The sequence below is a fragment of the Sulfuricurvum sp. genome (genome assembly GCF_022759005.1).
Lineage (GTDB): Bacteria > Campylobacterota > Campylobacteria > Campylobacterales > Sulfurimonadaceae > Sulfuricurvum.
The window spans coordinates 1-21233 of sequence record NZ_JAEMQA010000034.1; the positions used below are offsets into that span (position 1 = coordinate 1).

A 21233-nucleotide genomic window follows, 5' to 3' on the forward strand; every position below is an offset into this window, starting at 1 on the left:
GTTTGCTCCAATAATACAGCCATCTGGAATCGTACACCCTTTTAAAATAAAACTTCTGGCACCGATCCAAACATTTTTACCGATCTCAACAGGTTTATTTGGGTTGATATGATCCCCTTGCGCATCAAACATCTGATGATGATCGGTATCCATCACTATCGATTCCCATGCCATTGTCGAGTTATCCCCAATGGTAATTTTTTCCGCACATATGATAGTGCCATCCCCAGAGATGAGAAAATTGTCTCCCAAGGCCAAAGAACCATACACCATCAGGCGAGAGCCCATCCCTATTTTGGCTTTTCCCGCAAATTCAATCGTACCATCGATAAGAAGAATAGTTCGGTTATATCGGTAATCAAGCATTTCCATATTCCCAAAGCCCATTCGAACAATTCCTGTTTTCACCTTTTTTAGAATAACCTTCCCCGATAAAGACTGTAATTTTGTCTTACGAGAAACAATAATAGGTAGCCTAATTGCCTGTGAGAACGGCAAAACTCGGAAGTTGACATAAATACTTTTGGGGATTCCGGCTGCGTAACGGATTAAATTAACGATTTTTCCCATTCTACTGCCCATAAAATTACCCTTTATTTATTAGCATTAATCAATGCAATACCATAATTTCATTCTTACACTTTCAGTAAAGTTTGTTGCAACAGCTTAAACTGTTTTTGACTCTCAAACATTTCCATCGCTTTGAGTTGTCCCGCTTTTGCAAACTCAAAACGCATATGAGTATCATACGCAAGTCTCTCTAATTTAACGCTCAAATCATCGCTGTCAAACGTTTTAAACAACAGCCCGTTGATCTCATCGTCAACAATCTCCAACGGTCCGCCGCTGTCGCTGGCGACAACACAGACCCCGCACATCATCGCTTCGATCAACACCAACCCGAACGTCTCTTTTTCGGTTGCCAATACTGCCACATCACACAACTGCATCAACGTCTGCGCTTCGTTCGTAAATCCCGTAAAGATACCGATGTCACGGTATTCATCTTTTAACTGCTGCAAATACCCCTCATCCATCGCGTGACCGACGATCAATACTTTGGCATCTATCCCTATTTGGGAGAGTTTTTTAACCGCTTCGAGCACCAGATGCTGCCCTTTTTGAGCTTCTATCCGTCCCACAATGCCGACCGTGAACGATTGATCTAAGCCTAACTGCTCACGACGGGTTTTTTTCTCCTCTTCGGAAATAATTACGGGTTGTTCGGCACCGATGTAGAGTACTTCGACTTTCGGACGTATCTCTTCGGGGATAAATTTTTCAATTTGCGTTTTAACCTGCTGAGTCACTGCGAGCATCATGTCCAAATTTTTATAGAGGAAACGGTGGTAAAAATCGTCTTTGAACCGGGTCATCGTCATATGGCGTGATTGGACGACACGGGGTTTGCGTTTTGAAATCCGTTTTGCCATAATGGCGAGAGGAAGGTCTTTTGTCCAGTGCAGATGCAAAACATCGATCTCTTCATCATCAATAATTCGTGCAAGAGAACGTGCATTGAGCCATGAGAAAAGGATATTGCGCTTTTTTAGAGTACGGTAACGGTACTGTGTATTTTCATAATAACTTTTCAGTTTGCCATTTTCGTTAATAACGCTGATACACTCTTTATCCAGATAATGCGAAGCACGCATCATATAGAGTTCCAATCCCCCCAAATCGGGTGAGAGGCACAGTTCACAGATTTTATTCGCCACGTTTGCTCTTTTGCTCCAGATTCATCTCATAGAGTTTGATGTATTTATAAAAATTGGTTGCCATATGGGAAAATGCGATGATAAGTCCCGCATATCCGTCCAAAAATCCCCGTTTTAGTACATAAGTTCGGAAAAAAGAGTATAAGCCGTTAAAGAATGCTTTAGCCGGGGAAGAGGACTTTTTACCGACATTATCGGTTGCGAACAGGGTCGAATACCGGTCCAGTTTCACAATAAAATCGGAAATGCTCATATAGCTGTAATGCTTCATGTTTCCCGGAATAGGAAGTTTTTTCATCCCCTCGTCGATAATATTCTCATGGACAAAATTATCGTTAAATTTGGTAACCGTTTTGTTATACAAGCGTCGAATTTTTTGATTATTCCATCCGCAGTGGCGGATCGGTATCTCTTTGTAATACGCCAAAAAATTGACAATATAAATCGTATTCGGATCAAGCGGTTGGGTTTGCAGCGCATTCAATAGTTCAGTATCCACCACCTCATCACTGTCAATGATTAAAATCCACTCATGTAGCGCATAGCTCGCTGCTCTGTTTTTCGTCGTTCCGAATCCGTCAAATTGTCCCTCAATCAATCGAACATTTGGGTACTGAGAGGCAATGGCTTGTGTGCCGTCTGTTGAGCCGTTGTCATAAACGACAACATCATCGAATTGTTTTAGACTTTCCAGTGATTTCTCAATCGTTCTAGCACCGTTTTTTACAATCATAACCGCCGAAACATTCATCATGATCCCTTCACTATCTTAACGATCGTTTTCATCCAAAAACTAACCTGCTTTAGCGGTTTGAAAAGTGAATCAGGCGTTGGGAGGGCATCCCCCTTTATCCGATAGAGCAAGCCCCCTATTCCATCCCATGAAGGATTGAGCGCATTTCCGATTCGAAATACATAGGGGTAATGTTCACGAGCTAACGCTACCACCGCATCATTGTATTTTCCATAAGGGAGGACGAAAGACTCTACCCTAACCCCCAGATTTTCTTCGAGAACTACTTTTGAGCTGAAAATTTCTTTTTCCAGATCGACATTCTCTTCACTCAGATTCACATGGTTCATCGAATGAGACGCTATGGCTACATGAGAACTGTGTATCATCTCTCGTAATTCGGTATAGGTACAAAACGGCGCATATGTTTTGTAATTATCCTCTTCGTATATTTCGTGATGTTTAAGGGACAACCGCCGTTTTGACGGTATATCGGTATCTTCTAAAATAAAGGCGGAAGGGACGGCGAGAAGAGCTTTTAGATGATACTTTTTCAGTAAAGGAAAGACGTAATGGTAAAAATCAAAATAGGCATCATCGAAGGTTAGACAAATGACATTTGAATCCGCTTCTTCTCCCGGGAAAACCGTCGTGTAACGTTCAGATATTAGACGCAAATGCGCTTCCATCATCTCTTGAGTGTTCGATAGCGGCAAATCGTCGCTGTTTATATGATGATACATCACAACTGGAAGCATTCACATCCTCAATTTGAAGTGTTTCAGGAATAATAAAGTATCATACCACACCCTCTCTTACTAAAAGGTCATTATGCAATTCAAATGTGATTTTCAATCTAAATATCTCTTTTTAAAAGAGTCATTTGAAAATATCCAATCCATTTTTTCACAAGACGATCACTCTATCCATAAAGCCCGCAATGAACTCAAAATTATTAATTTATCAGGGGTTAAAACGGTCGTCAAATCGTTTAAGGTCCCCCACTTACTCAACCGTATTGTTTACACTTTTTTTCGTCACAGCAAAGCATACAAATCGTATCACAATGCACTGCGTTTGCAAGAACTCGGCATTTCAACCCCTCAGCCGATCGCTTTAATCGAATTTTTCTCCTCGGGACTGTTGGCAGAGAGCTATTTTATTAGCGAATTTTTTGACTACGATTTCACCATCCGCACCCCCCTTCTCGAACCGCTCGAAGATCGCGAAGCGATCTTTACCGCGTTTGCCGCCTACACCTATGAACTCCACCGCAAAGGGGTATGGCATCTGGATTACTCCCCCGGTAATATCTTGATCAAACGAATCGACCAAGGGTATCAATTTTCTATTGTTGACATCAATCGGATGGTTTTTAAACCGATCTCTCCGCTGGAAGGATGTGAAAATTTCAACAAACTCTGGGCGTTTGATGAGGAGCTGGAGATCATGGGGCGCGAATACGCACGACTCAGCGGCTTAGATGAAACCACTACGATTGCTGAAATGAAACGGCATAACGATGCGAACAAACGGGTCAAAAATTTTAAAAAAAGACTCAAGAAATGGTTGAAAGGCGATTTTTCAACTCCGCTTTAACCGTTTCAAACATTTCTCTTCTCCCAAGTGGGTCAAGCGGGATCATAAAATGGTGTTGTTTTTCCCCAATACTTTTCCATCGTGCAGCAGACGCAAAAAGGGTATCGGCAAAAAAGGTAAACGTCTCGCATCCCACCGCATTCGCCAAATGATAGGTTCCAGTAGAGGTACTTATAAACAGTTTAAAACTGCTCAAAAGTAGAGCGAAATCGACGACACTCCCGCGTGATTGATACAATACAACCCTACTCTCTTCCAATAACTCTTTAGCCTCGTTGTAGAGTTTTTCCTCATCGGGACCAAATGTCATGACTATATCAAAATGATTAAATTCTTGCGCAATCCAGATCAATTCAATGTACTCGCGTAATGTCCAGTTCGCATCCGAAGATCCTCCGAAACCGGGATGAAACGCAACAACGGGTTTTGTAATAGCGTACTCACGGCAAAAGGATACATACGCTTCCGATGCTCCAGCATACACCAACAACGGTTTTGGAAATTCCAATGAGATGTCGGGGAATAATGCCCGGGAGAGTTGAAGGTTGTATTCGAATTCCGCCATTTTCACTTCGCTTCGGCGTTGAGTAATGCGGCGGTTATAAAAAATTTGGGCTATTTTAGTGGCGGGAGCAATGCGGATAGGGATGCGGGCCATCCACTGCGCAAGTGCCACACGGGTGTTGGAAAAGAGGGTGACCGACGCATCGATTTGCGCTTGTTTGATCTTGAAAGCAAGCTCTAAAATATCCCCACCACTATCGACAATCACCTCATCGATAAAATCACACGAAAGGGCTAGTTTACGGTTTAGGGGGGCGACGAGGGCGATAATCCGATTGTGCGGATTGTGGTGTTTTAAAACGTATAACGTCGGTAAAGCGGTAATAAAGTCACCCAGTTTATCATTTCGCACTACCAAAATATTCATTTTCCACCCTTGTATTAATGCGGTTATTTTACCCAATATCGCTATAATCTCACCATGAAAGAACCGTTTACTTGGGATAATTATTCCGATCAGCCCGCAATAATCAAAAACAAAGCGCTCAAACGTGCCATGCGCCGCAGTGCTCTACCCTCCCTCGTTAAAACGTTTTTGATTGCCCTCATAACCCTTCCCGTCGCCCTTTTACTTACCCCTTTTATGCAACGTCGTACTATCAGCGGGAAAGATTTCTTCGGTATGGGGGTCAATCTCGATAAAGAGCCCAATACAACCCCTTATCTACTTGAAGAGCTGGGAGTAAAAAATCTTCTCATCCGCATCCCTCTGTGGGAAATGGATCGCTTACATGAATACGTTTCCTTTATTCGCTCGTTTTCAGACAAACACATTACCGTTATGCTACTGCAAGATCGTGAACACATCACCAGCAGTGACATGACACGCGACCATCTCATCCAAATTTTTGAAGCGCTCAATGAGGTATGCAAAACTTACGTTATCGGCAGTACCATCAACCGTGCCAAGTGGGGATTTTTCAGTGTCAACGAATATCTCGATTTTTACGGCGTGGCGTATAATCTCAAACGTACACGTTTTCCCCATCTCAAACTTATCGGCTCAAATGTGATCGATTTCGAGTACCACTTCAGTGCCCATACCCTCTTCAACTTTGCCAAAATAAAATTTGACGCGATCGGCTCTTTGCTCTACGTCGATCGTCGAGGAGCACCCGAAAACACCCAAATGGGATTCAACCTAATGGGAAAAATCAATCTTTTATTTTCACTTATCTCACTCAGTCCGAAAACCTCCGATGAGCTGATCATCACCGAAACCAACTGGCCGATCAAAAATACCGCACCCTATGCCCCAACCAGCGAGTTTGAGTGCGTCAGCGAAGAGGATTACACCGATTATATGGTTCGTTATCACCTCCTCGCTTTTGCCTCCCAAAAAGTGAGCCGTGTTTATTGGCATCAACTGATCGCCCCAGGATACGGTTTGATCGATAACCGTGAGGGGATACTCCGAAAACGGAGCGCTTTTGAAGCCTATCGTATAATGCTCAGCCATCTCAGTGATGCGCATTTTGTGCGTTTTGCCCATCATCGTGATGCGTATCAACTTGTCTGTACAACTCCTCGCGGAGAACTTCACGTTACGTGGACACGCGCCTCGGCACCACTTTATACCTACAAGGCTCAACCGTGAAAATACTCATCATTCTCCCAAACTGGCTCGGTGATGCGGTGATGGCTACCCCCGCACTTGAAGCCCTTTGCCGCGTTTATCCCGATGCCGAATTAACACTCGTCGGTTCATTCGTGAGTATCGAAGCGCTCAAATATCACCCTCAGTGCACACGCCACTACGTCGATGAGACCAAAAAGGGAGGAAACCGTTTTCTCAATACCTACCGATTTGCCAAAGTGCTGGGGAAACACGATATGGCGATCACCTTTCGCAATCAGCTCCACTCTTCGCTTCTGCTCTATTGGAGCGGTACACCGATCACGGCAGGACGCCGTAGCTGGCATTCATCGCTTTTGCTAAAACACGCCATAAAACCAACCCACCCCTCCCATCTGGTGGAGCAGTACCGTGATATTGCCCAAAGTTTGAGTCCACAGCCGCTCGATATCGGTAATCTAAAAATTCACATTCCGCCGCATCGCTACTTGCGCCCGACACTCGGGATCAATCCGGGGGCGACATACGGCAGTGCCAAACGGTGGTACCCTGAAAAATTTGCCGAAGTGGCTCGCCAGTATGCCGATAGATACGACATACTCCTCTTCGGAGGACCTAACGAAGTGGGGATGGCGAACGAGATCGAATCACGGCTCAAAGGGATTAAAGTGACCAATTTTGCCGGCAAAACGACGATACCGGAGTTGTGCAGTTTTATCGGTGGGTTAGATCTCTTTATCACCAACGACAGCGGTCCGATGCACGTCGCCGCAGCATACCAAGTTCCTACCGTCGCAATATTCGGTCCGACACGCCATCTTGAGACATCCCCATGGAAAAATGAAAAAAGCACTATCGTACGACACGAGATGAAATGTGCACCGTGTATGAAGCGTGAATGCCCGCTAGGACACCATGAGTGCATGAAGAGTATTACGGCACAAGAAGTAATTGGAGCAATCAATAGCCTATCTGTTCGTAGTGAGCCTGTTGAACCATGAACGTTTCACACTTCGACAAGCTCAGGGCGAACGGCATTAGAAATCTAATCTAAGGGTAAAATACCACGCATCGTTATAGGTCACATTACGGCTTTTCAAATCAGTATCGATGGTACGGTATCCAACACCGATTCGAGCGTTTTGGATCGGTTCTACATCTAGGCCCACACGTGTTTCCGTATAACTATCAGCAGATTTAAATGCAAGAACTGATGGAGCATAATAAAAAGCACCATTTAAATAAATTGGAAATGCTATATTAATCGGCAACTGTAGTTCTGATTCAATTCCTAACGGAATTGCCGTATAAATTTCACCATCAATTTTTGTATACTCGGCTTTAGCTCCTAATCCAAGTTTTAATCCCGGAACTCCACGAACCGATTCCATAACCATTGCCGAAACCTCCATCAACGGTTTCTCATCGACAATCGTTTTTGAATTATTACTATCCCCATTCAAAAAGCGCGCACCGATATAAGCGTTGCTCATCGCATTTCCCATACGTCCCATGTCGAGACGAATTTCTCCACCGACATCTTTATCGTTAACATTAACGCTTACTTGATGCGCCGCAAAAAGCGATGTCCCCATTACAAGTATTGCGATTATTTTTTTTAACATACTGATCCTTCATTAATTCGAGCTATTGTGGCAGTCGTACTTTTACCGTCGACAAACTGCACCAGACGCAACTCTTTAGCAAATTCCGCTCCAACAACAACCTTACCTTCATAATCGCCCCCTTTGACCAAAATATCGGGCGCGATGTTTTTGATAAGATCGTGCGGTGTCTCTTCACTAAACAACACAACAAAATCGACCGATTCGAGCGCAGCCAAAATATAAGCCCGATCCGCTTCACTGTTAACCGGACGTGTCGGTCCTTTTAGTTCTCTCACCGAGCTGTCCGAATTAAGTCCGACAATCAATACGTCCCCGTAACTTTTTGCCTCTTGGAGGTATTTGACATGACCGACATGGAGAATATCAAAACAGCCGTTAGTGAAGACCAATTTTTTACCCTCTTTTTTCAGACGATCACAAAGAGCATAAATCTCTTCTTTGGTTTTTATATGCATATCGGATGTGCTCTGATGCAAACTTGATTCATACTCTTCGATTTCATTCAATGTTACCGTAGCAGAACCGATCTTTCCGACGACGACAGCAGCAGCATGATTTGCAAACGGTGACGCTTCATCGATACCAAGCCCTGAGCTCAGAGCAAACGAGAGAGATGCGATCACCGTATCCCCTGCTCCCGTAACATCGTAAACCTCTTTGGCTACAGTCGGAAAACGGCGCATGGAATTATCATAAATAGCGATGCCGTCTTCTGAGAGAGTGATCATCGAACACTCCAGTTCACACGTCTCTTTGAGATTCAATAGCGCTTCTTTCAAGCTTGCTTCGTCACTGATAACGATTCCCGTCGCTTCGGAGGCCTCTTTTTTATTCGGGGTCAATAGATACGCACCCCGATATTTGCGATAATCTTTCCCTTTGGGATCGACCAGCACTTTTTTACCGGCATTACGAGCCGCAGTTATCACTCCACCGGCGACGGTATCGGTAATCACCCCTTTGCCATAATCGGAGAGGATGACAATATCGCATGAATTCATCACACTCTCCACATACGCGATGATTTTTGTTTCGCTGGCGGCATCGATAGAGTCTTTTGATTCTTTGTCATAACGCAAAATCTGCTGATTAGAAGCGATTATGCGGCTCTTTTTGGAAGTTTTTCGCCCTTGCTGCTTCACCAAACCTTCGCTTTTTACCCCTATGGCATCGAGCATGGTGCATAACTCTTGTCCATTTTCATCATCACCGATCACACCGGCTATACTGACATTTGCACCCAAAGCAACGAGATTATTGATAACATTTCCTGCCCCTCCTAAAACGGTGGTCTCACGTGCGATGTCGACCACCTGCACTGGAGCTTCGGGAGAAATGCGTTCACATCCTCCCCACAAGTAGTGGTCAATCATCAAATCCCCGATCACGAGGATGTGCGGATGAGAGTTATGCAATCTTCTCATGAGAGTTCCTGTTCGAACAATCGTTTGATCTCTGGGACATACGCCGCGATCCCCTCTTCAAAACTAAAACGAGGCTCATATCCCAATACCGCTTTGGTTGATTCGATATCGGCTTCGGTATGAAACTGATAGCGACCGATATAGGGATTTGGAATATATTCACACGCGTATGAGGTTCCCAGTTCATGCTGCAAAATATCGACCATCGATTGAAACGATCGTGCCCTCCCCGTCCCGACGTTAAACACACCGCTCTCTTTGGGATGCATGGCGAGGATATTGGCTTGAATAATGTCTTCGATATAGATGAAATCGCGCAAGATTTTGTCCGAGTTTTCAAACAGTTTCGGATTTTTGCCCGATAATAGCTGATGCCCGAATTGAACGACCATAGAGGATGTTTTGTTTTTGAAAAACTCTCTCGGGCCGTAGACGTTGAAATAGCGCAGCCCTACGATAGAGATATGATCGTGTTTTTGAGAATACTGACGTGCGAGGTGATCCATCATCAGTTTGGAAAATCCGTACACGTTTTGTGGAGCTTCTCTTCCGACACGTTGTGGAGACTCTGCATCCCCGTATGTCGCACCGGATGAAGCATAAATCATATTGGCCCCATGCTGCACCGCGATGTCCAGTAAATCTTTGAACGCATTGACGTTGGTTTGGATCATCAGATCCTGTTCCAGCGCCGTCGTGTCCGAAATCGCCGCTTCATGAAAAATATAATCGAATTTATAGTTTTTAGCCAGCGTAGTTAAAAGCGCTTTGTCATTAATATCTCCACTGATCACCTCACCCCGAAATCCGATCAAATTTTTAAAATGACCGAAACTTTTGAGATTCCCATTGGAGAGGGTCACGTTGGAGCGAAAAAGATCCAATACTACGATGTCAGATTGCGGATAATGCTCCTGAAAATAAAACGCGAGATTGGAGCCGATAAAACCGGCACCTCCCGTAATCAAAATGGTTTTATGGTTAAAATCAACGTCACTGTAGCGCATCGGTATCCTTCATAAAGGTAGTGTCATATTGTAACAAACTCTACATTAAATGTGAAACAGTTAGAGTGCTTTAAGATTGCTAAGACTATAATGACACCGAAATTTTTTATGGAGAAAACAAATGAAAAAAATTGCTCTTGCAATGTTGTTCGCTGGTGTATCTTTGATGGCTGCTGATGGAAAAGCTCTTACCGCTAAATGTGCTGCTTGCCATGGTGCTAACTTCGAAAAATCGGCTCTTGGTAAATCAGGAATCGTAAAAGGTCAATCAGAAGCGGCTATCGAAGCTTCTTTGAAAGCATACAAAGCTGGTACACAAAACAAAGCTGGTATGGGTGCATTGATGAAAGGGCAAGTTGCTTCTTTCTCTGACGCTGATATCAAAGCAATCGCTACTTACGTAGCAGGTATCAAGTAAGTTAAACGCTAATCGGAACTAAGTCCCGATTAGCTACGTTAACGCTGTGTTCTCCTCAGCGGAGAGCTCATGCACAGTTGCCGTGCTTCTTTATTTTCTTCTTTAACTTTATTCTGGTCGATACTCTTTTTTTGCCGCTTCTTGCTTACGCTGTTGATTAGCCGCATCATTCAGTTCTCGTTCATCATCAAACTGTACTTGATTCATCATCTTTTTTTCATCATCAAACTGACCGTTTTTAATTCCCCATAAAAATGCACTCAATGCAATGGCACCCAAAAACAGTGATGCCCCCAGCATCATCGCGATTACCCAAGAATCCATAATGTTCCCTTTCTATTTATAGAGCCATCTCACCCGCATCGAATTGCCGACAACGAGCAGAGAACTAAACGACATCGAAATCGCGGCAATCAGCGGAATAATATACCCCATCATCGCCAACGGAATGGTGATTGAATTGTACACCAACGATATGAAAAGATTTTGCTTAATCAGAGCATATGTTTTTCGGCTGATAGCAAACGACTCCGCCAACGATGTGAGTGAATCATGCATCAATACGACATCACTCACTTCGATAGCGATATCACTGCCATTGCCCATCGCTATGGCAATATCGGATGCTGCCAATGCCAAGAGATCATTAATCCCATCACCCGCCATAACAACGATATACCCCTCGTCATGTGCCGACGCGATAAATGCTGCTTTCCCCTCAGGGGTCAAATGGGCATAAACCTCTTTGATCCCTACCTCTTGGGCTACCCTAAGAGCAGCAGCTTCATGATCTCCCGTGAGCATAACGACACGCAATCCTAAATCATGCAGCGTTTGAATCGATTCAAGCGCTTTCTCTTTTGGCTGATCCCGCAATTCAAACGTTGCCGTAAGCACATTATCAACCGCATAATAAAAGAGACTTTTATCACTGCGTGTATCGACATTAAGCCCTAACTCTTCCATAAGAAGGGCATTCCCTCCGGCAATCATTACTCCGTTATGTCGACCGATCATGCCCCGTGCCGGAAGCTCACGCACCTCTTCAATGCTGATAGAATCTGTTTTATTTTCTGTTCGCCCTATATACTCCATCACCCCGCGACTGATCGGGTGTTTTGATAAAGAGACCAGTGCATATAATACTCCCATGTCGAAAGGTTGATGGAGAGTGGCATAAACCACTTCAGGGCGCCCCATCGTAATCGTCCCCGTTTTATCGAGTACTACCATGGTAGCTTTTGCCATCGTCTCAATTTGAGCGGCTGATTTAAAAAGAATTCCCCTCTTCGCGCCCAGTGCAAGCCCCACTAACGTTGCGACCGGTGTCGCCAAAGCCAATGCACACGGACAGGCGATGATAATAACCGAAATACCTACCATCAAAGAGCGATCAAAACTGTGCGGCCAAAAATACCATCCCCAAAACGTTGCAATCGCCAAAAAGAGGATTGTAGAAGAAAAATACTGTGACAGACGATTTGCCAACTGCTCAATGGAAGGTTTTTGCGCCATCGCATTTTCTAGCAAGTTGACAAGGGTCGAGAGGGTAGAATGGGCAAAATCTTTGGTCGCACGATAGTGGATCAGAGCATCAATGCTCGTCGTTCCACTGATGATTTTGTCTCCGATACGTTTAAATATTGGTTCGGACTCTCCGGTAAGATTGCTCTCATCGAAACTCCCTTCTCCGCTAATCACTTCACCGTCGATGGCAGAACGCTCACCGCTTCGGATAAGTATCACGTCACCCTCTTTGACATCACTGACGTTTACGGATCGGATCGATTCCCCCTCTACGATACTCACTTCCCGCGGAATATGTTTGCCGATGACATCGAGCGTATCAGCAGCGTTTTTACGACTGAGCACTTCGAGAAACTTCCCAAACAACACAAAAGTGATGATCATGGCCACCGAATCGAAATAGGCTTCCCCTTTTTCCATGAGCGTGATGTAGATCGAATACAAATACGCTAAACTTGACCCCGTCACAACGAGTAAATCCATCGTGATCGATCGGTTTTTCAATCCATAATATGCCCCTCGATAAAAGACCCATCCGCTATAGAATAAAACCGGTGTCGCCAATACCCATTCGGCAATGTTGAGAATCGTCTTGATCTCTTGAGAAATTCCCGTGAAGTACCCCGCGTATTGGGCTACGGCAATCCACATCATGTTCATCGTCGCAAATGTTGCCACCGCCATCCGCAGATAATACTCTTTGCGTTCTTTATTGGCACGTACCTCCTGCAAAGAAGCATCATACGGAAACGCGTTGTATCCGATCGCACGGATCATATCGATAATCGAAGAGAGCTTCACCACCGCCGGATTCCAAATGATCCGAGCTTTGTTGTTGGTATAGTTGATATACGCTTCGATCACCCCGTCCATTTTATGGAGTGCTTTTTCATTCAGCCACACACATGCCGCGCAATGGATCCCTTCGATGACGAGAGATACCTGAGAAAGGTTCTCTTTAGTAGTCGTAACAAACCGCTCATGAAATGCAGGGGTGTCAAAGTTGGAACTCGCTTCAAATTGCTCGCTCGGAGGAGAGAGGGTCGCATCTCCCATCTTGGAATAAAAGCTCTCCAGCCCTTCGTCTTTGAGAAGATGAAAAATCCCTTGACAGCCGTTACAGCAAAAGCGATACTCTCCATCATGAATCATCACCTCATCGCTAAACTCAAGATGGCAGTGATCGCATTTAACTTTAGACATATTCGAATTTTCCTGCTGACTTATTTTTTTTGACCTGTTTAAAACTGTTCATTACACCTTGAATAACGATATAAACACCGACACCTGCATTGCAAGCATACCCTATAGCCATAGAGAGATTTGCTGTGGCTTCAAGCGGATCGATATGAAAAGGGACCATTGCACCGGTAAAGACAACCGTCTTATCTAATTTCAACGCATCGATGTAGGCTGCACTCAAATCAATCGTATCGGTACCGTGAACGACGATCACCGTTTTCTCGTCACATCGCGCTATCGTCTCTCCCAATATTTTTCGATCCTGATCATCCATTTCCAAAGAGTCTTTATACACAACTCCGCTCACCGCAATGTCGCTCACCAGAGATTTTAAAATTGCCTCAATCGCACGATCATCATTGGGAACGAAGAGCTCCCCTTTGATAGGATCATAGCGTTTGTTAAACGTTCCCCCTGTATTAATAATACGCATCAAAGCAGCTCCCGCAAGGAATGGATTATCCTATCGGCTTTAGAATGATCGGCTTGTGCACTGAGAAGAATATTCATCCCCACCCCCGCTCTGAGTGAAGCTTCAACATCCCGTTCATTATCACCGATCATCACCGATGCTGACATATCGATTTGATACTCTCTTTGGGCTCTCAAAAACATCCCCGGCTCAGGTTTCCGGCACTCGCACGCACCGTCGATACTCTCATGATGAGGGCAATGATAAATGTGCGTTATCGTAATTCCCAACCCTTTGAAGTGATCGCGCATCCATTGACTGAGCACTGCAAAATCCTCTTCACTGTAATAGCCTCTCGAAATCCCCGATTGGTTCGTCACAATGATAATTAAATACCCTTTTTCAGCGTAGGCACGGCAAACTTCGACAATCCCGTCCATCAACTCGAAATCTTCGATTGTGTGGAGATAGTTTTTTTCGACATTGACAACGCCGTCGCGATCTAAAAATAGGGCTTTGTTCACCTTATGCTACTCCGCCGCCGAAAATCTCTTTTTCGATAATGTCGCAAATCATATGCTCGATCAGCAAATGGGACTCTTGAATACGCGGTGTCGCATTGGAGGGGACAACAATCGCATAATCGGCCATTGCTGCCATTTTTCCACCGTCACGCCCTACCAAAGCGACAGTGGTTATCCCTTTGTGTTTTGCCGATTCAAATGCATTAATCACATTTTGAGAATTGCCCGACGTCGAAATACCAATAAACAAATCCCCCTCTTGCCCCAACCCTTCCAACTGACGGGAAAAGACATACTCATACCCGTAATCGTTTCCGATCGCCGTGAGATTCGAGGTATCGGTTGTGAGTGCGATGGAGGGGAGCGATGGACGATCAAACCCATATCGCCCTACCAACTCGGCCGCAAAATGCTGTGCATCGGCCGCCGAACCGCCGTTTCCGGCGATAAGAATTTTTTTCCCTTTACGATACACCTCAACACACACTTGCGCGACTTCGACCAAAAGATTAACCAACGCATCGTTTTCAACAATCGCTTTTTTGGTAGCGGCGGAATCATTGATCTGATTAATGATATAGTTTTTCATACTTTTCCCTCCTAATATTGGATGCCGGTAACTGAGCGCACTTTATCGATGATCGGTTGTGCAGCTTCGCTTGCTTTACGCGCGCCGAGATTGAGCAACTCACGCACTTCATCTTGGTGTGCGGCAAAATATTCGCGTCGTTCGCGGTACGGTCTGAAATATTCCCAAATCACATCATGCGTATAGAGTTTGAAATGGCCGTGCCCTTCCCCTCCGCGTTTATAGCGATCTTGCAATGCAGAGCGCTCTTCGTAATCCAAAAAGAGTTTTGCGATGTTATAAACATTGCAGTTTTCATACTCTTTCGGATCTTCCATCGGCACCGCTTCAGTGACGATTTTTTTGATAATTTTGGATTGCACTTTCTCTTCGCTGAAAATCGGAATCGTATTGCCGTAACTTTTTGACATTTTTTGTCCGTCGATCCCCGGAACGGTCGCAACGTTCTCATCAACGCGAAATTCAGGGACAACGAAAACATCGCCGTATTGGTTGTTGAATTTGATCGCGATGTCACGGGCGATTTCGACGTGCTGAATCTGATCTTTTCCGACCGGAATTACATTGGAACCGAAGAGCAAAATATCGGCTGCCATCAAAACAGGATACGAAAACAAACTATGATTGCTCGCAATCCCTTTGGCGACTTTGTCTTTATAGCTGTGTGCACGTTCCAATAATCCCATCGGAGTAAAAGAAGAGAGCACCCAGTAGAGTTCCAACACCTCTTTCACATCCGATTGCACCCAAAAGGTACTTTTTTGCGGATCCATCCCCAGCGCCAAAAAGTCTGTGGCGGCTTGCATCGTGAGCTGCGATAGGCGCTCTCCGTCACTCAGCGATGTCATTGCATGATAATTCGCGATAAACGCAAATACCTCTTCGCTCGATTGGGAGTCGATCATCGGCTTGATCGACCCAAAATAGTTTCCTATATGTAAATCGCCGGATGGCTGAATACCTGTTAATACTCTCAAAATAATCTCCTTGATTAGTGACTATTTTACCGCAACGTCTCTTAAGCTTCCTCTTAAGAAAAACTATGTTATATTTTTTCCTAGTTCAATTACAAAGGATTCATTATGAATACACAAATCCGTTCTAAAGATATCAAACTGACTCAACATTTGAATGACCATATTGCTACAGCCATTGAAAATTTTAAACGCTATCATTTGGATATTACTACCGTCAATGTCATGATCTCCAAAGAGAAAAAAGGTGTAGGGGTTGAATTCGACATTCATATCTCCCACGCACAGCCCGTCGTCATCTCAGATGTTGATGAGGATCTCGATACTGCCATCGATTTGGCAATTGAACGTGCCAACAAAGCACTCCGACGATTGCATGACAAAGTAAAAGACCACCATACCTCTTCCATTCGCGATATGGAAGTGGTCGAAGAGGCTGCGGAGTAAACGATGGAGAAAATCAATGTTGTTTGTCCCCACTGTGGCGGGGTTAATGCCATTCCGATCAAAGAGTCTTATGCAAAAGCCGCGTGCGGCCACTGCAAAGGCTCGCTTCTCGATACAAAACCTCTCTCGGTAGATGTTTCCTCTTTTGATCGACTGATGCTCAATGATGAACGTCTTATTATTGCCGATTTCTGGGCGCCGTGGTGCGGACCCTGCCGGAGTATGGCTCCTTCTTTTGAAGAGGCGGCACGAGCGTTCCCCCTCAAAGCCCAGTTTATTAAAATCAACACCGAAGAGCAGCAGCACCTCGGAGCACGTTTCGCTATCCGATCGATCCCAACCGTGATCGCCTTTAAAAACAACCGTATCGTCGATCAATTCAGCGGCGCTTTACCCGCACCTCAAATTATTGCATGGGTTAAAAAACATCTCTAATTTTTAGCTTTTTTTGGTTAATCTTCCCCAATTCATACTCAGGAAAATAGATGTACAACTGGATTTTGTGGTTTCATATCATCTCTATGGTCTCATGGTTTGCGGTACTTTTTTACCTGCCGCGCCTTTTCGTTTACCATGTTGAAAACGGGACAAATAACGGTTTTGTCGAAGTGGTCGAAGTGATGGAGATGAAAATTTACAAATACATCGGCGTCCCTGCATTTTGGGCAACATTTCTCTCTGGGACGGCATTGATCATTCTCTCAACCAGCCATTACGGGATGAATGTATTTGCGATGGGGGGATGGATGCATGCGAAGCTCACACTCGTTGCACTTTTGGTCGCTTATTTCTTCTCGCTCGGACGTTACCGTTTGAAACTCAAAGAGAATACAGCCTATAAAAGCGGAAAATTTTTCCGATTCTACAACGAAATCCCTACCCTCTTATTGATGGGGATTGTGGCGCTTGTGGTTGTAAAACCTTTCTAATTCCCCCCGTTCGTGGTGAGCCTGTCGAACCATGAACTACCATGTGAATATTCACCCTTCGACAAGCTCAGGGCGAACGGGAAGGTTATCGAAATAAGTGAGAGAAACTTACCACATCGACCGTTTTTTATGCGGTTGCGGTTTCTTCTTCTGATTTTTCGCTTTCGCTTTAAAGAGTACCGGAGTCCCCTCAAAATCAAACGCTTCACGCAACTGATTCGTCAAATAGCGGCGGTAGCTGAAATGGAGCCCCTGCGGTTTGTTCATAATCAATGCAATGCGCGGCGGACGGATATCGTACTGCGTCGCGAAGTACAGACGGATATTCATCCCGTTGATACTCGGCAGGATGTGTTTACGCATTGCTGCTTGAATCACCTCATTGAGCCGACCCGTCGGAATACGCTGTGAATAGTTCTCATTGATTTTTAAGATCATCTCGAAAATTTTGTGAACCCGCTGATGACTCTGCGCCGAGATTGTAATGATCGGAGCATAGCTCAAAAATTTGAACCGATCACGGACTTCGGCAATGATCTTGTCATAATCCTCTTTCGGAGCCAAGTCCCATTTGTTGAGGACGATCAAACACGCAAGACGGTTTTTATCGACAAATCCGGCGATTTTCTCATCCAAATCCATAAACGGCTGTGACGCATCCAAAACCAATAACGCGATGTCCGCCGTCTCTAGCATCTCTTCGGTACGCATCAAGGCATACTTTTCGATTCCGAGAATTTTCCCCCGTTTACGAATCCCCGCCGTATCGATAAAGGTGATCTTTTTATCGTTGTATTCGACTGTTTCATCAATCGGATCGATCGTCGTCCCCGCGACGGAACTCACCACCGAGCGGTCTTCTCCGAGAAGTGCGTTGAGAAGGGAGCTTTTCCCGACGTTGACACGACCGATGATCGCCACTTTCATTTGGTTAACATCGCCCGCTTCGTACTCTTTGACGATTCCTCGATACACCTCTTCGAGTACTTCGATAGAGGTCTCTTCCCCTTCTTCATCCTCTTCAGGGATAAAGTATCCATCGTCTTCTTCATCTTCATCGTCGTCAAATTCGTCTTCATCAACCGAAGCTCTCATCGCGGCATCAAAACCGTCCATCTCATCTTCTGCGGCAATCATCTCCGCATCCGGTGTAACGATCGACGAATCAGGAAGCTCAGACGCGATCCAATTCAAAAGAGGGAGTATCGAGCGGTTGTGGGCAACCGAAATGCCGAAAATTCGGTCCGTCCCGAACTCATAATATTCCCACAGCTTCTCTTGCATCTTGTCGTTATCGATTTTATTGACCACCAACGCGATCGCTTTTCCCATCGATTCAAGCTCATAAAAAAGCTTTTTGTCCTCTTCTTCAGGGAGACTTTTTCCGTCTACCATAAAAAGGATTATATCGGCTTGATGCGCCGCTTTAAGCGATTTTTCTTTGATTTTTTCATACAGTTCGCACCCTTCGTCGAGTCCACCCGTATCGAGAATTTCGACCTCTTTGTCTACCACAACGGCAACACGTTTTTTCACATCCCGTGTCGTACCTGCCTGTTCTGAGGTAATCGCATCTCGCTGCTTCAAAAGACGGTTAAACAATGAGCTTTTGCCGACATTCGGCCGGCCGATAATGGCTAATTTTTTCAAATTGACCCTTTAAAAATAAGTTTTTTATTATAGCGTAGTTGCACTTAGGGTATGATTCGAATATGTTAATCTATACCTATGAACACTTTTTAAACGACCTTGTTCCCCTCTCGGAACAATGTCAATCGTTTCAACCCGATACCGTTGTCGCCGTGGCTCGCGGCGGTATGACTCTCGCACATGCTCTGGCTATGAGTTTAGATGTACGCAATCTACAGAGCATCCGAGCCGAAAGTTATGACGGCGAGCACCAACGCGATCGTGTTAGCATCGCAGGTAAATGCGATCTAAGTCAATCGAAACGGGTCCTTGTGGTAGATGATATTGTCGACAGCGGAAAAACCCTCGCCGAGCTGGTCCCCTCTTTGCAATCCCAATACCCCTCCTGTGAATTTAGAGTTGCTACCTTATTTACCAAAAAAACTGCGGAATTCCATCCCGATTTTTCACTCCATGAAGCGGACGAATGGATTGAGTTTTTTTGGGAACGCGATTTTTTAAAAACGGGTTCGCTATAATCCCTCCAACCACAAACGATTACCTATTTTCCAAGGATTTTTATGTCAAAAGAGTATATCTTTACCTCTGAATCGGTCACCGAAGGGCATCCGGATAAAATGGCCGACCAAATCAGCGACGCTATTTTAGACTATATCATCGAGCATGATCCTGCTGCGCGGGTAGCCTGTGAAACTCTTGTTTCGAACGGATTTTGCGTAATCGCAGGTGAATTGAAAACAACTACCTATGCTCCGATGCAGGAGATCGCCCGCCAAGTGGTTCGCGAAATCGGATACACCGATGCGACGTACGGGTTTGATTACCGCTCATGCGCCGTACTCAACGGTATCGGAGAACAATCCCCCGACATTAACCAAGGGGTTGACCAAGCAAGCGGAGAGATCGGTGCGGGAGATCAGGGATTGATGTTCGGCTATGCATGCCGTGAAACCGAAGTACTGATGCCTCTGCCGATTTATCTCTCACACCGCCTTGCAGAGCGTTTGGCAAAAGTGCGAAAAGAGGGGATCATCCCCTACCTCCGTCCCGACGGTAAAACACAGGTGAGCGTACGCTATGTCGATGACAAACCGGTCTCGGTCGAAACAGTCGTCATCTCAACCCAGCATGCCCCTGAAATTTCGCAGGAAAAACTCCACGCCGATGTCATCGAAGAGGTCATCAAAGCGGTTATCCCCACTGAACTCATGTCTGCGAATATTGTCTATCATATCAATCCGACCGGTAAATTCGTTATCGGCGGACCGCAAGGGGATGCGGGATTGACGGGACGCAAAATCATCGTTGATACCTACGGCGGTGCCTGTCCGCACGGCGGGGGTGCATTCAGCGGAAAAGACCCGACCAAAGTTGACCGTTCAGCCGCCTATGCAGCACGCTATGTTGCTAAAAATCTTGTAGCTTCCGGTGCATGTGATAAAGCAACGATACAAGTTTCGTACGCCATCGGTGTCGTGAAACCTATTTCTATCATGGTTAACTCCCACGGAACCGCCATCGTGAGCGAAGAAAAACTGGAAAACTGTGTAAAAGAGCTATTTAACCTTACGCCGAAAGGGATTATTGAATCACTTGATTTATTACGCCCAATTTATCGAAAGACAGCAGCATACGGTCATTTTGGACGTGAACTTCCTGAATTTACATGGGAAAAAACCGATAAAGTGGATGCTATCCGTGAGTATCTCGGCCTTTAATTCTCTTTCTGTAACACTCCATCCATAATCTCTATTCAACCCCCTATTTTTTTAGGTGGGTTTAAAATTCTTCTGTTATAGTTACCCCATATTTATCAACCAAGGAGAACCCTATGGCAGTAGTCATTAATGATACCTGTATTAACTGCGGCGCTTGCATCGACGAGTGTCCGGTAGAAGCGATCGTAGACGAGGATGATAACCCAACGGGTGAAGAGATCTATTACGTATATTCTGACAAATGTGTCGAGTGTGTTGGCCACCATGATGAGCCTGCTTGTGCTACAGCTTGTCCGACTGAGGGTTGTATCACATGGGATGAAATCGGTGCAAGCCCAGCACATCGTGATGATGTAACTGCTGAAATGCGTTCATCAAAAGCTAACGTCATTAACTAAGTTTTACGACGATTCTCTAGAGGGGTTTCCCCTCTGGTGACAATCATTCTTCTATTCTTTTCCCTTTCTTTCATCTTTAATCTTTCTTAAATTATTGTTTCGCTATAATCCCGTTCTATTTTTTACACACAAAACAGGAGCATTGATGGAACAAAC

The 21233-nt window shown here is 44.9% G+C and carries 25 protein-coding genes; 10 read left to right on the forward strand and 15 right to left on the reverse strand.

Features of this window, described 5'->3' with window-relative positions:
• From JHC35_RS01675 to JHC35_RS01690, 4 genes are all read right to left on the reverse strand, one after another.
• On the reverse strand, window positions 1-582 hold a 582-nt coding region (locus JHC35_RS01675; RefSeq protein ID WP_295041648.1), incomplete at its 3' end, for an acyltransferase.
• Between the two features lie 53 nt (window positions 583-635).
• Entirely contained in the window at window positions 636-1718 is a 1083-nt protein-coding gene (locus tag JHC35_RS01680; protein ID WP_295041649.1) for a glycosyltransferase family 4 protein, read from the reverse strand.
• On the reverse strand, window positions 1708-2472 hold the full coding sequence (locus JHC35_RS01685; protein ID WP_295041650.1) for a glycosyltransferase family 2 protein: 765 nt from the start codon (window positions 2470-2472) through the stop codon (window positions 1708-1710). Before JHC35_RS01685 ends, JHC35_RS01680 begins: the two co-directional genes overlap by 11 nt.
• Complete coding sequence (locus JHC35_RS01690) at window positions 2469-3209, reverse strand: polysaccharide deacetylase family protein (RefSeq protein WP_295041651.1); 741 nt, start codon at window positions 3207-3209, stop codon at window positions 2469-2471. Before JHC35_RS01690 ends, JHC35_RS01685 begins: the two co-directional genes overlap by 4 nt.
• Before the next feature lie 73 nt (window positions 3210-3282).
• Between JHC35_RS01690 and JHC35_RS01695 the strand changes: the two genes are divergently transcribed.
• Window positions 3283-4050, forward strand: a complete 768-nt coding sequence (locus JHC35_RS01695) for a lipopolysaccharide kinase InaA family protein (protein WP_295041652.1) — start codon at window positions 3283-3285, stop codon at window positions 4048-4050.
• Here the strand turns inward: JHC35_RS01695 and JHC35_RS01700 are convergent.
• Window positions 4010-4981, reverse strand: coding sequence for a glycosyltransferase family 9 protein (locus JHC35_RS01700; RefSeq protein WP_295041653.1), 972 nt, complete (start codon window positions 4979-4981; stop codon window positions 4010-4012). The two genes, JHC35_RS01695 and JHC35_RS01700, sit on opposite strands and share 41 nt — an antisense overlap.
• 54 nt (window positions 4982-5035) lie before the next feature.
• Here JHC35_RS01700 and JHC35_RS01705 point away from each other — a divergent pair, with 54 nt between their 5' ends.
• Both JHC35_RS01705 and waaF read left to right on the forward strand, forming a co-directional pair.
• Window positions 5036-6211, forward strand: coding sequence for a glycosyl hydrolase (locus JHC35_RS01705; RefSeq protein ID WP_295041654.1), 1176 nt, complete (start codon window positions 5036-5038; stop codon window positions 6209-6211).
• A complete protein-coding gene (waaF, locus tag JHC35_RS01710) occupies window positions 6208-7191 on the forward strand; it encodes a lipopolysaccharide heptosyltransferase II (protein ID WP_295041655.1) in 984 nt (327 codons plus the stop codon). Before JHC35_RS01705 ends, waaF begins: the two co-directional genes overlap by 4 nt.
• Before the next feature lie 36 nt (window positions 7192-7227).
• Here the strand turns inward: waaF and JHC35_RS01715 are convergent, their stop codons facing one another.
• The 3 genes from JHC35_RS01715 to rfaD are packed head-to-tail and all read right to left on the reverse strand — an operon-like array spanning window position 7228 to window position 10249.
• Window positions 7228-7815, reverse strand: coding sequence for a YfaZ family outer membrane protein (locus tag JHC35_RS01715; RefSeq protein WP_295041656.1), 588 nt, complete (start codon window positions 7813-7815; stop codon window positions 7228-7230).
• The gene (gene rfaE1, locus JHC35_RS01720; RefSeq protein ID WP_295041657.1) at window positions 7809-9242 is read right to left on the reverse strand and encodes a D-glycero-beta-D-manno-heptose-7-phosphate kinase; all 1434 of its coding nucleotides are present in this window, start codon (window positions 9240-9242) and stop codon (window positions 7809-7811) included. Before rfaE1 ends, JHC35_RS01715 begins: the two co-directional genes overlap by 7 nt.
• Entirely contained in the window at window positions 9239-10249 is a 1011-nt protein-coding gene (gene rfaD / locus JHC35_RS01725; protein ID WP_295041658.1) for an ADP-glyceromanno-heptose 6-epimerase, read from the reverse strand. Before rfaD ends, rfaE1 begins: the two co-directional genes overlap by 4 nt.
• Before the next feature lie 121 nt (window positions 10250-10370).
• Between rfaD and JHC35_RS01730 the strand changes: the two genes are divergently transcribed.
• Window positions 10371-10667: a c-type cytochrome gene (locus JHC35_RS01730; RefSeq protein WP_295041659.1), complete on the forward strand. Its 297-nt coding sequence runs from the start codon at window positions 10371-10373 to the stop codon at window positions 10665-10667.
• A gap of 108 nt (window positions 10668-10775) precedes the next feature.
• On the opposite strand, the gene ccoS is transcribed toward JHC35_RS01730, so the two are convergent.
• The 6 genes from ccoS to trpS are packed head-to-tail and all read right to left on the reverse strand — an operon-like array spanning window position 10776 to window position 15938.
• Window positions 10776-10991 (reverse strand): cbb3-type cytochrome oxidase assembly protein CcoS, encoded by a 216-nt coding sequence (gene ccoS, locus JHC35_RS01735; RefSeq protein WP_295041660.1) that lies wholly within the window; start codon window positions 10989-10991, stop codon window positions 10776-10778.
• Window positions 10992-11003: 12 nt separating this feature from the next.
• Window positions 11004-13397: a heavy metal translocating P-type ATPase gene (locus JHC35_RS01740; protein ID WP_295041661.1), complete on the reverse strand. Its 2394-nt coding sequence runs from the start codon at window positions 13395-13397 to the stop codon at window positions 11004-11006.
• The gene (locus JHC35_RS01745) at window positions 13390-13869 is read right to left on the reverse strand and encodes an asparaginase domain-containing protein (RefSeq protein ID WP_295041662.1); all 480 of its coding nucleotides are present in this window, start codon (window positions 13867-13869) and stop codon (window positions 13390-13392) included. The genes JHC35_RS01740 and JHC35_RS01745 overlap by 8 nt, the downstream gene beginning before the upstream one ends.
• Window positions 13869-14372 carry a D-glycero-beta-D-manno-heptose 1,7-bisphosphate 7-phosphatase gene (gene gmhB / locus JHC35_RS01750; protein WP_295041663.1) on the reverse strand — a complete coding sequence of 168 codons (504 nt, stop codon included), beginning with the start codon at window positions 14370-14372 and terminating at the stop codon, window positions 13869-13871. Before gmhB ends, JHC35_RS01745 begins: the two co-directional genes overlap by 1 nt.
• Before the next feature lies 1 nt (window position 14373).
• Entirely contained in the window at window positions 14374-14961 is a 588-nt protein-coding gene (gmhA, locus tag JHC35_RS01755; protein WP_295041664.1) for a D-sedoheptulose 7-phosphate isomerase, read from the reverse strand.
• 11 nt (window positions 14962-14972) lie between these two features.
• Window positions 14973-15938 (reverse strand): tryptophan--tRNA ligase, encoded by a 966-nt coding sequence (gene trpS / locus JHC35_RS01760; protein ID WP_295041665.1) that lies wholly within the window; start codon window positions 15936-15938, stop codon window positions 14973-14975.
• Window positions 15939-16043: 105 nt separating this feature from the next.
• On the opposite strand from trpS, the gene raiA reads away from it, so the two are divergent.
• Genes raiA through hemJ form a run of 3 tightly spaced genes read left to right on the forward strand, consistent with a single transcriptional unit; the run spans window position 16044 to window position 17311 of the window.
• Window positions 16044-16382: a ribosome-associated translation inhibitor RaiA gene (gene raiA / locus JHC35_RS01765; RefSeq protein WP_295041666.1), complete on the forward strand. Its 339-nt coding sequence runs from the start codon at window positions 16044-16046 to the stop codon at window positions 16380-16382.
• Window positions 16383-16385: 3 nt separating this feature from the next.
• Window positions 16386-16817 (forward strand): thioredoxin TrxC, encoded by a 432-nt coding sequence (gene trxC, locus JHC35_RS01770; protein WP_295041667.1) that lies wholly within the window; start codon window positions 16386-16388, stop codon window positions 16815-16817.
• A 50-nt stretch (window positions 16818-16867) separates the two neighbouring features.
• A complete protein-coding gene (gene hemJ / locus JHC35_RS01775) occupies window positions 16868-17311 on the forward strand; it encodes a protoporphyrinogen oxidase HemJ (RefSeq protein WP_295041668.1) in 444 nt (147 codons plus the stop codon).
• A gap of 108 nt (window positions 17312-17419) precedes the next feature.
• On the opposite strand, the gene der is transcribed toward hemJ, so the two are convergent.
• Complete coding sequence (gene der / locus JHC35_RS01780; RefSeq protein WP_295041669.1) at window positions 17420-18961, reverse strand: ribosome biogenesis GTPase Der; 1542 nt, start codon at window positions 18959-18961, stop codon at window positions 17420-17422.
• Window positions 18962-19023: 62 nt separating this feature from the next.
• Here der and JHC35_RS01785 point away from each other — a divergent pair, with 62 nt between their 5' ends.
• The 3 genes from JHC35_RS01785 (at window position 19024) to JHC35_RS01795 (ending at window position 21077) form a co-directional block, all read left to right on the forward strand.
• The gene (locus tag JHC35_RS01785; protein WP_295041670.1) at window positions 19024-19479 is read left to right on the forward strand and encodes a phosphoribosyltransferase family protein; all 456 of its coding nucleotides are present in this window, start codon (window positions 19024-19026) and stop codon (window positions 19477-19479) included.
• 42 nt (window positions 19480-19521) lie between these two features.
• A complete protein-coding gene (gene metK, locus JHC35_RS01790) occupies window positions 19522-20679 on the forward strand; it encodes a methionine adenosyltransferase (protein WP_295041671.1) in 1158 nt (385 codons plus the stop codon).
• Between the two features lie 113 nt (window positions 20680-20792).
• Window positions 20793-21077 (forward strand): 4Fe-4S dicluster domain-containing protein, encoded by a 285-nt coding sequence (locus tag JHC35_RS01795; RefSeq protein WP_295041672.1) that lies wholly within the window; start codon window positions 20793-20795, stop codon window positions 21075-21077.
• The last annotated feature ends 156 nt before the right edge of the window (window positions 21078-21233 follow it).

What these genes read in the sequence shown, in the direction of transcription:
- JHC35_RS01685 (WP_295041650.1), bottom strand. Translation starts at nt 2,472, where the DNA reads ATGATGAATGTTTCGGCGGTTATGATTGTAAAAAACGGTGCTAGAACG.
- JHC35_RS01690 (WP_295041651.1), bottom strand. Translation starts at nt 3,209, where the DNA reads ATGCTTCCAGTTGTGATGTATCATCATATAAACAGCGACGATTTGCCG.
- JHC35_RS01695 (WP_295041652.1), top strand. Translation starts at nt 3,283, where the DNA reads ATGCAATTCAAATGTGATTTTCAATCTAAATATCTCTTTTTAAAAGAG.
- JHC35_RS01700 (WP_295041653.1), bottom strand. Translation starts at nt 4,981, where the DNA reads ATGAATATTTTGGTAGTGCGAAATGATAAACTGGGTGACTTTATTACC.
- JHC35_RS01705 (WP_295041654.1), top strand. Translation starts at nt 5,036, where the DNA reads ATGAAAGAACCGTTTACTTGGGATAATTATTCCGATCAGCCCGCAATA.
- JHC35_RS01715 (WP_295041656.1), bottom strand. Translation starts at nt 7,815, where the DNA reads ATGTTAAAAAAAATAATCGCAATACTTGTAATGGGGACATCGCTTTTT.
- rfaE1 (WP_295041657.1), bottom strand. Translation starts at nt 9,242, where the DNA reads ATGAGAAGATTGCATAACTCTCATCCGCACATCCTCGTGATCGGGGAT.
- rfaD (WP_295041658.1), bottom strand. Translation starts at nt 10,249, where the DNA reads ATGCGCTACAGTGACGTTGATTTTAACCATAAAACCATTTTGATTACG.
- JHC35_RS01730 (WP_295041659.1), top strand. Translation starts at nt 10,371, where the DNA reads ATGAAAAAAATTGCTCTTGCAATGTTGTTCGCTGGTGTATCTTTGATG.
- ccoS (WP_295041660.1), bottom strand. Translation starts at nt 10,991, where the DNA reads ATGGATTCTTGGGTAATCGCGATGATGCTGGGGGCATCACTGTTTTTG.
- JHC35_RS01740 (WP_295041661.1), bottom strand. Translation starts at nt 13,397, where the DNA reads ATGTCTAAAGTTAAATGCGATCACTGCCATCTTGAGTTTAGCGATGAG.
- JHC35_RS01745 (WP_295041662.1), bottom strand. Translation starts at nt 13,869, where the DNA reads ATGCGTATTATTAATACAGGGGGAACGTTTAACAAACGCTATGATCCT.
- gmhA (WP_295041664.1), bottom strand. Translation starts at nt 14,961, where the DNA reads ATGAAAAACTATATCATTAATCAGATCAATGATTCCGCCGCTACCAAA.
- raiA (WP_295041666.1), top strand. Translation starts at nt 16,044, where the DNA reads ATGAATACACAAATCCGTTCTAAAGATATCAAACTGACTCAACATTTG.
- trxC (WP_295041667.1), top strand. Translation starts at nt 16,386, where the DNA reads ATGGAGAAAATCAATGTTGTTTGTCCCCACTGTGGCGGGGTTAATGCC.
- hemJ (WP_295041668.1), top strand. Translation starts at nt 16,868, where the DNA reads ATGTACAACTGGATTTTGTGGTTTCATATCATCTCTATGGTCTCATGG.
- JHC35_RS01785 (WP_295041670.1), top strand. Translation starts at nt 19,024, where the DNA reads ATGTTAATCTATACCTATGAACACTTTTTAAACGACCTTGTTCCCCTC.
- metK (WP_295041671.1), top strand. Translation starts at nt 19,522, where the DNA reads ATGTCAAAAGAGTATATCTTTACCTCTGAATCGGTCACCGAAGGGCAT.
- JHC35_RS01795 (WP_295041672.1), top strand. Translation starts at nt 20,793, where the DNA reads ATGGCAGTAGTCATTAATGATACCTGTATTAACTGCGGCGCTTGCATC.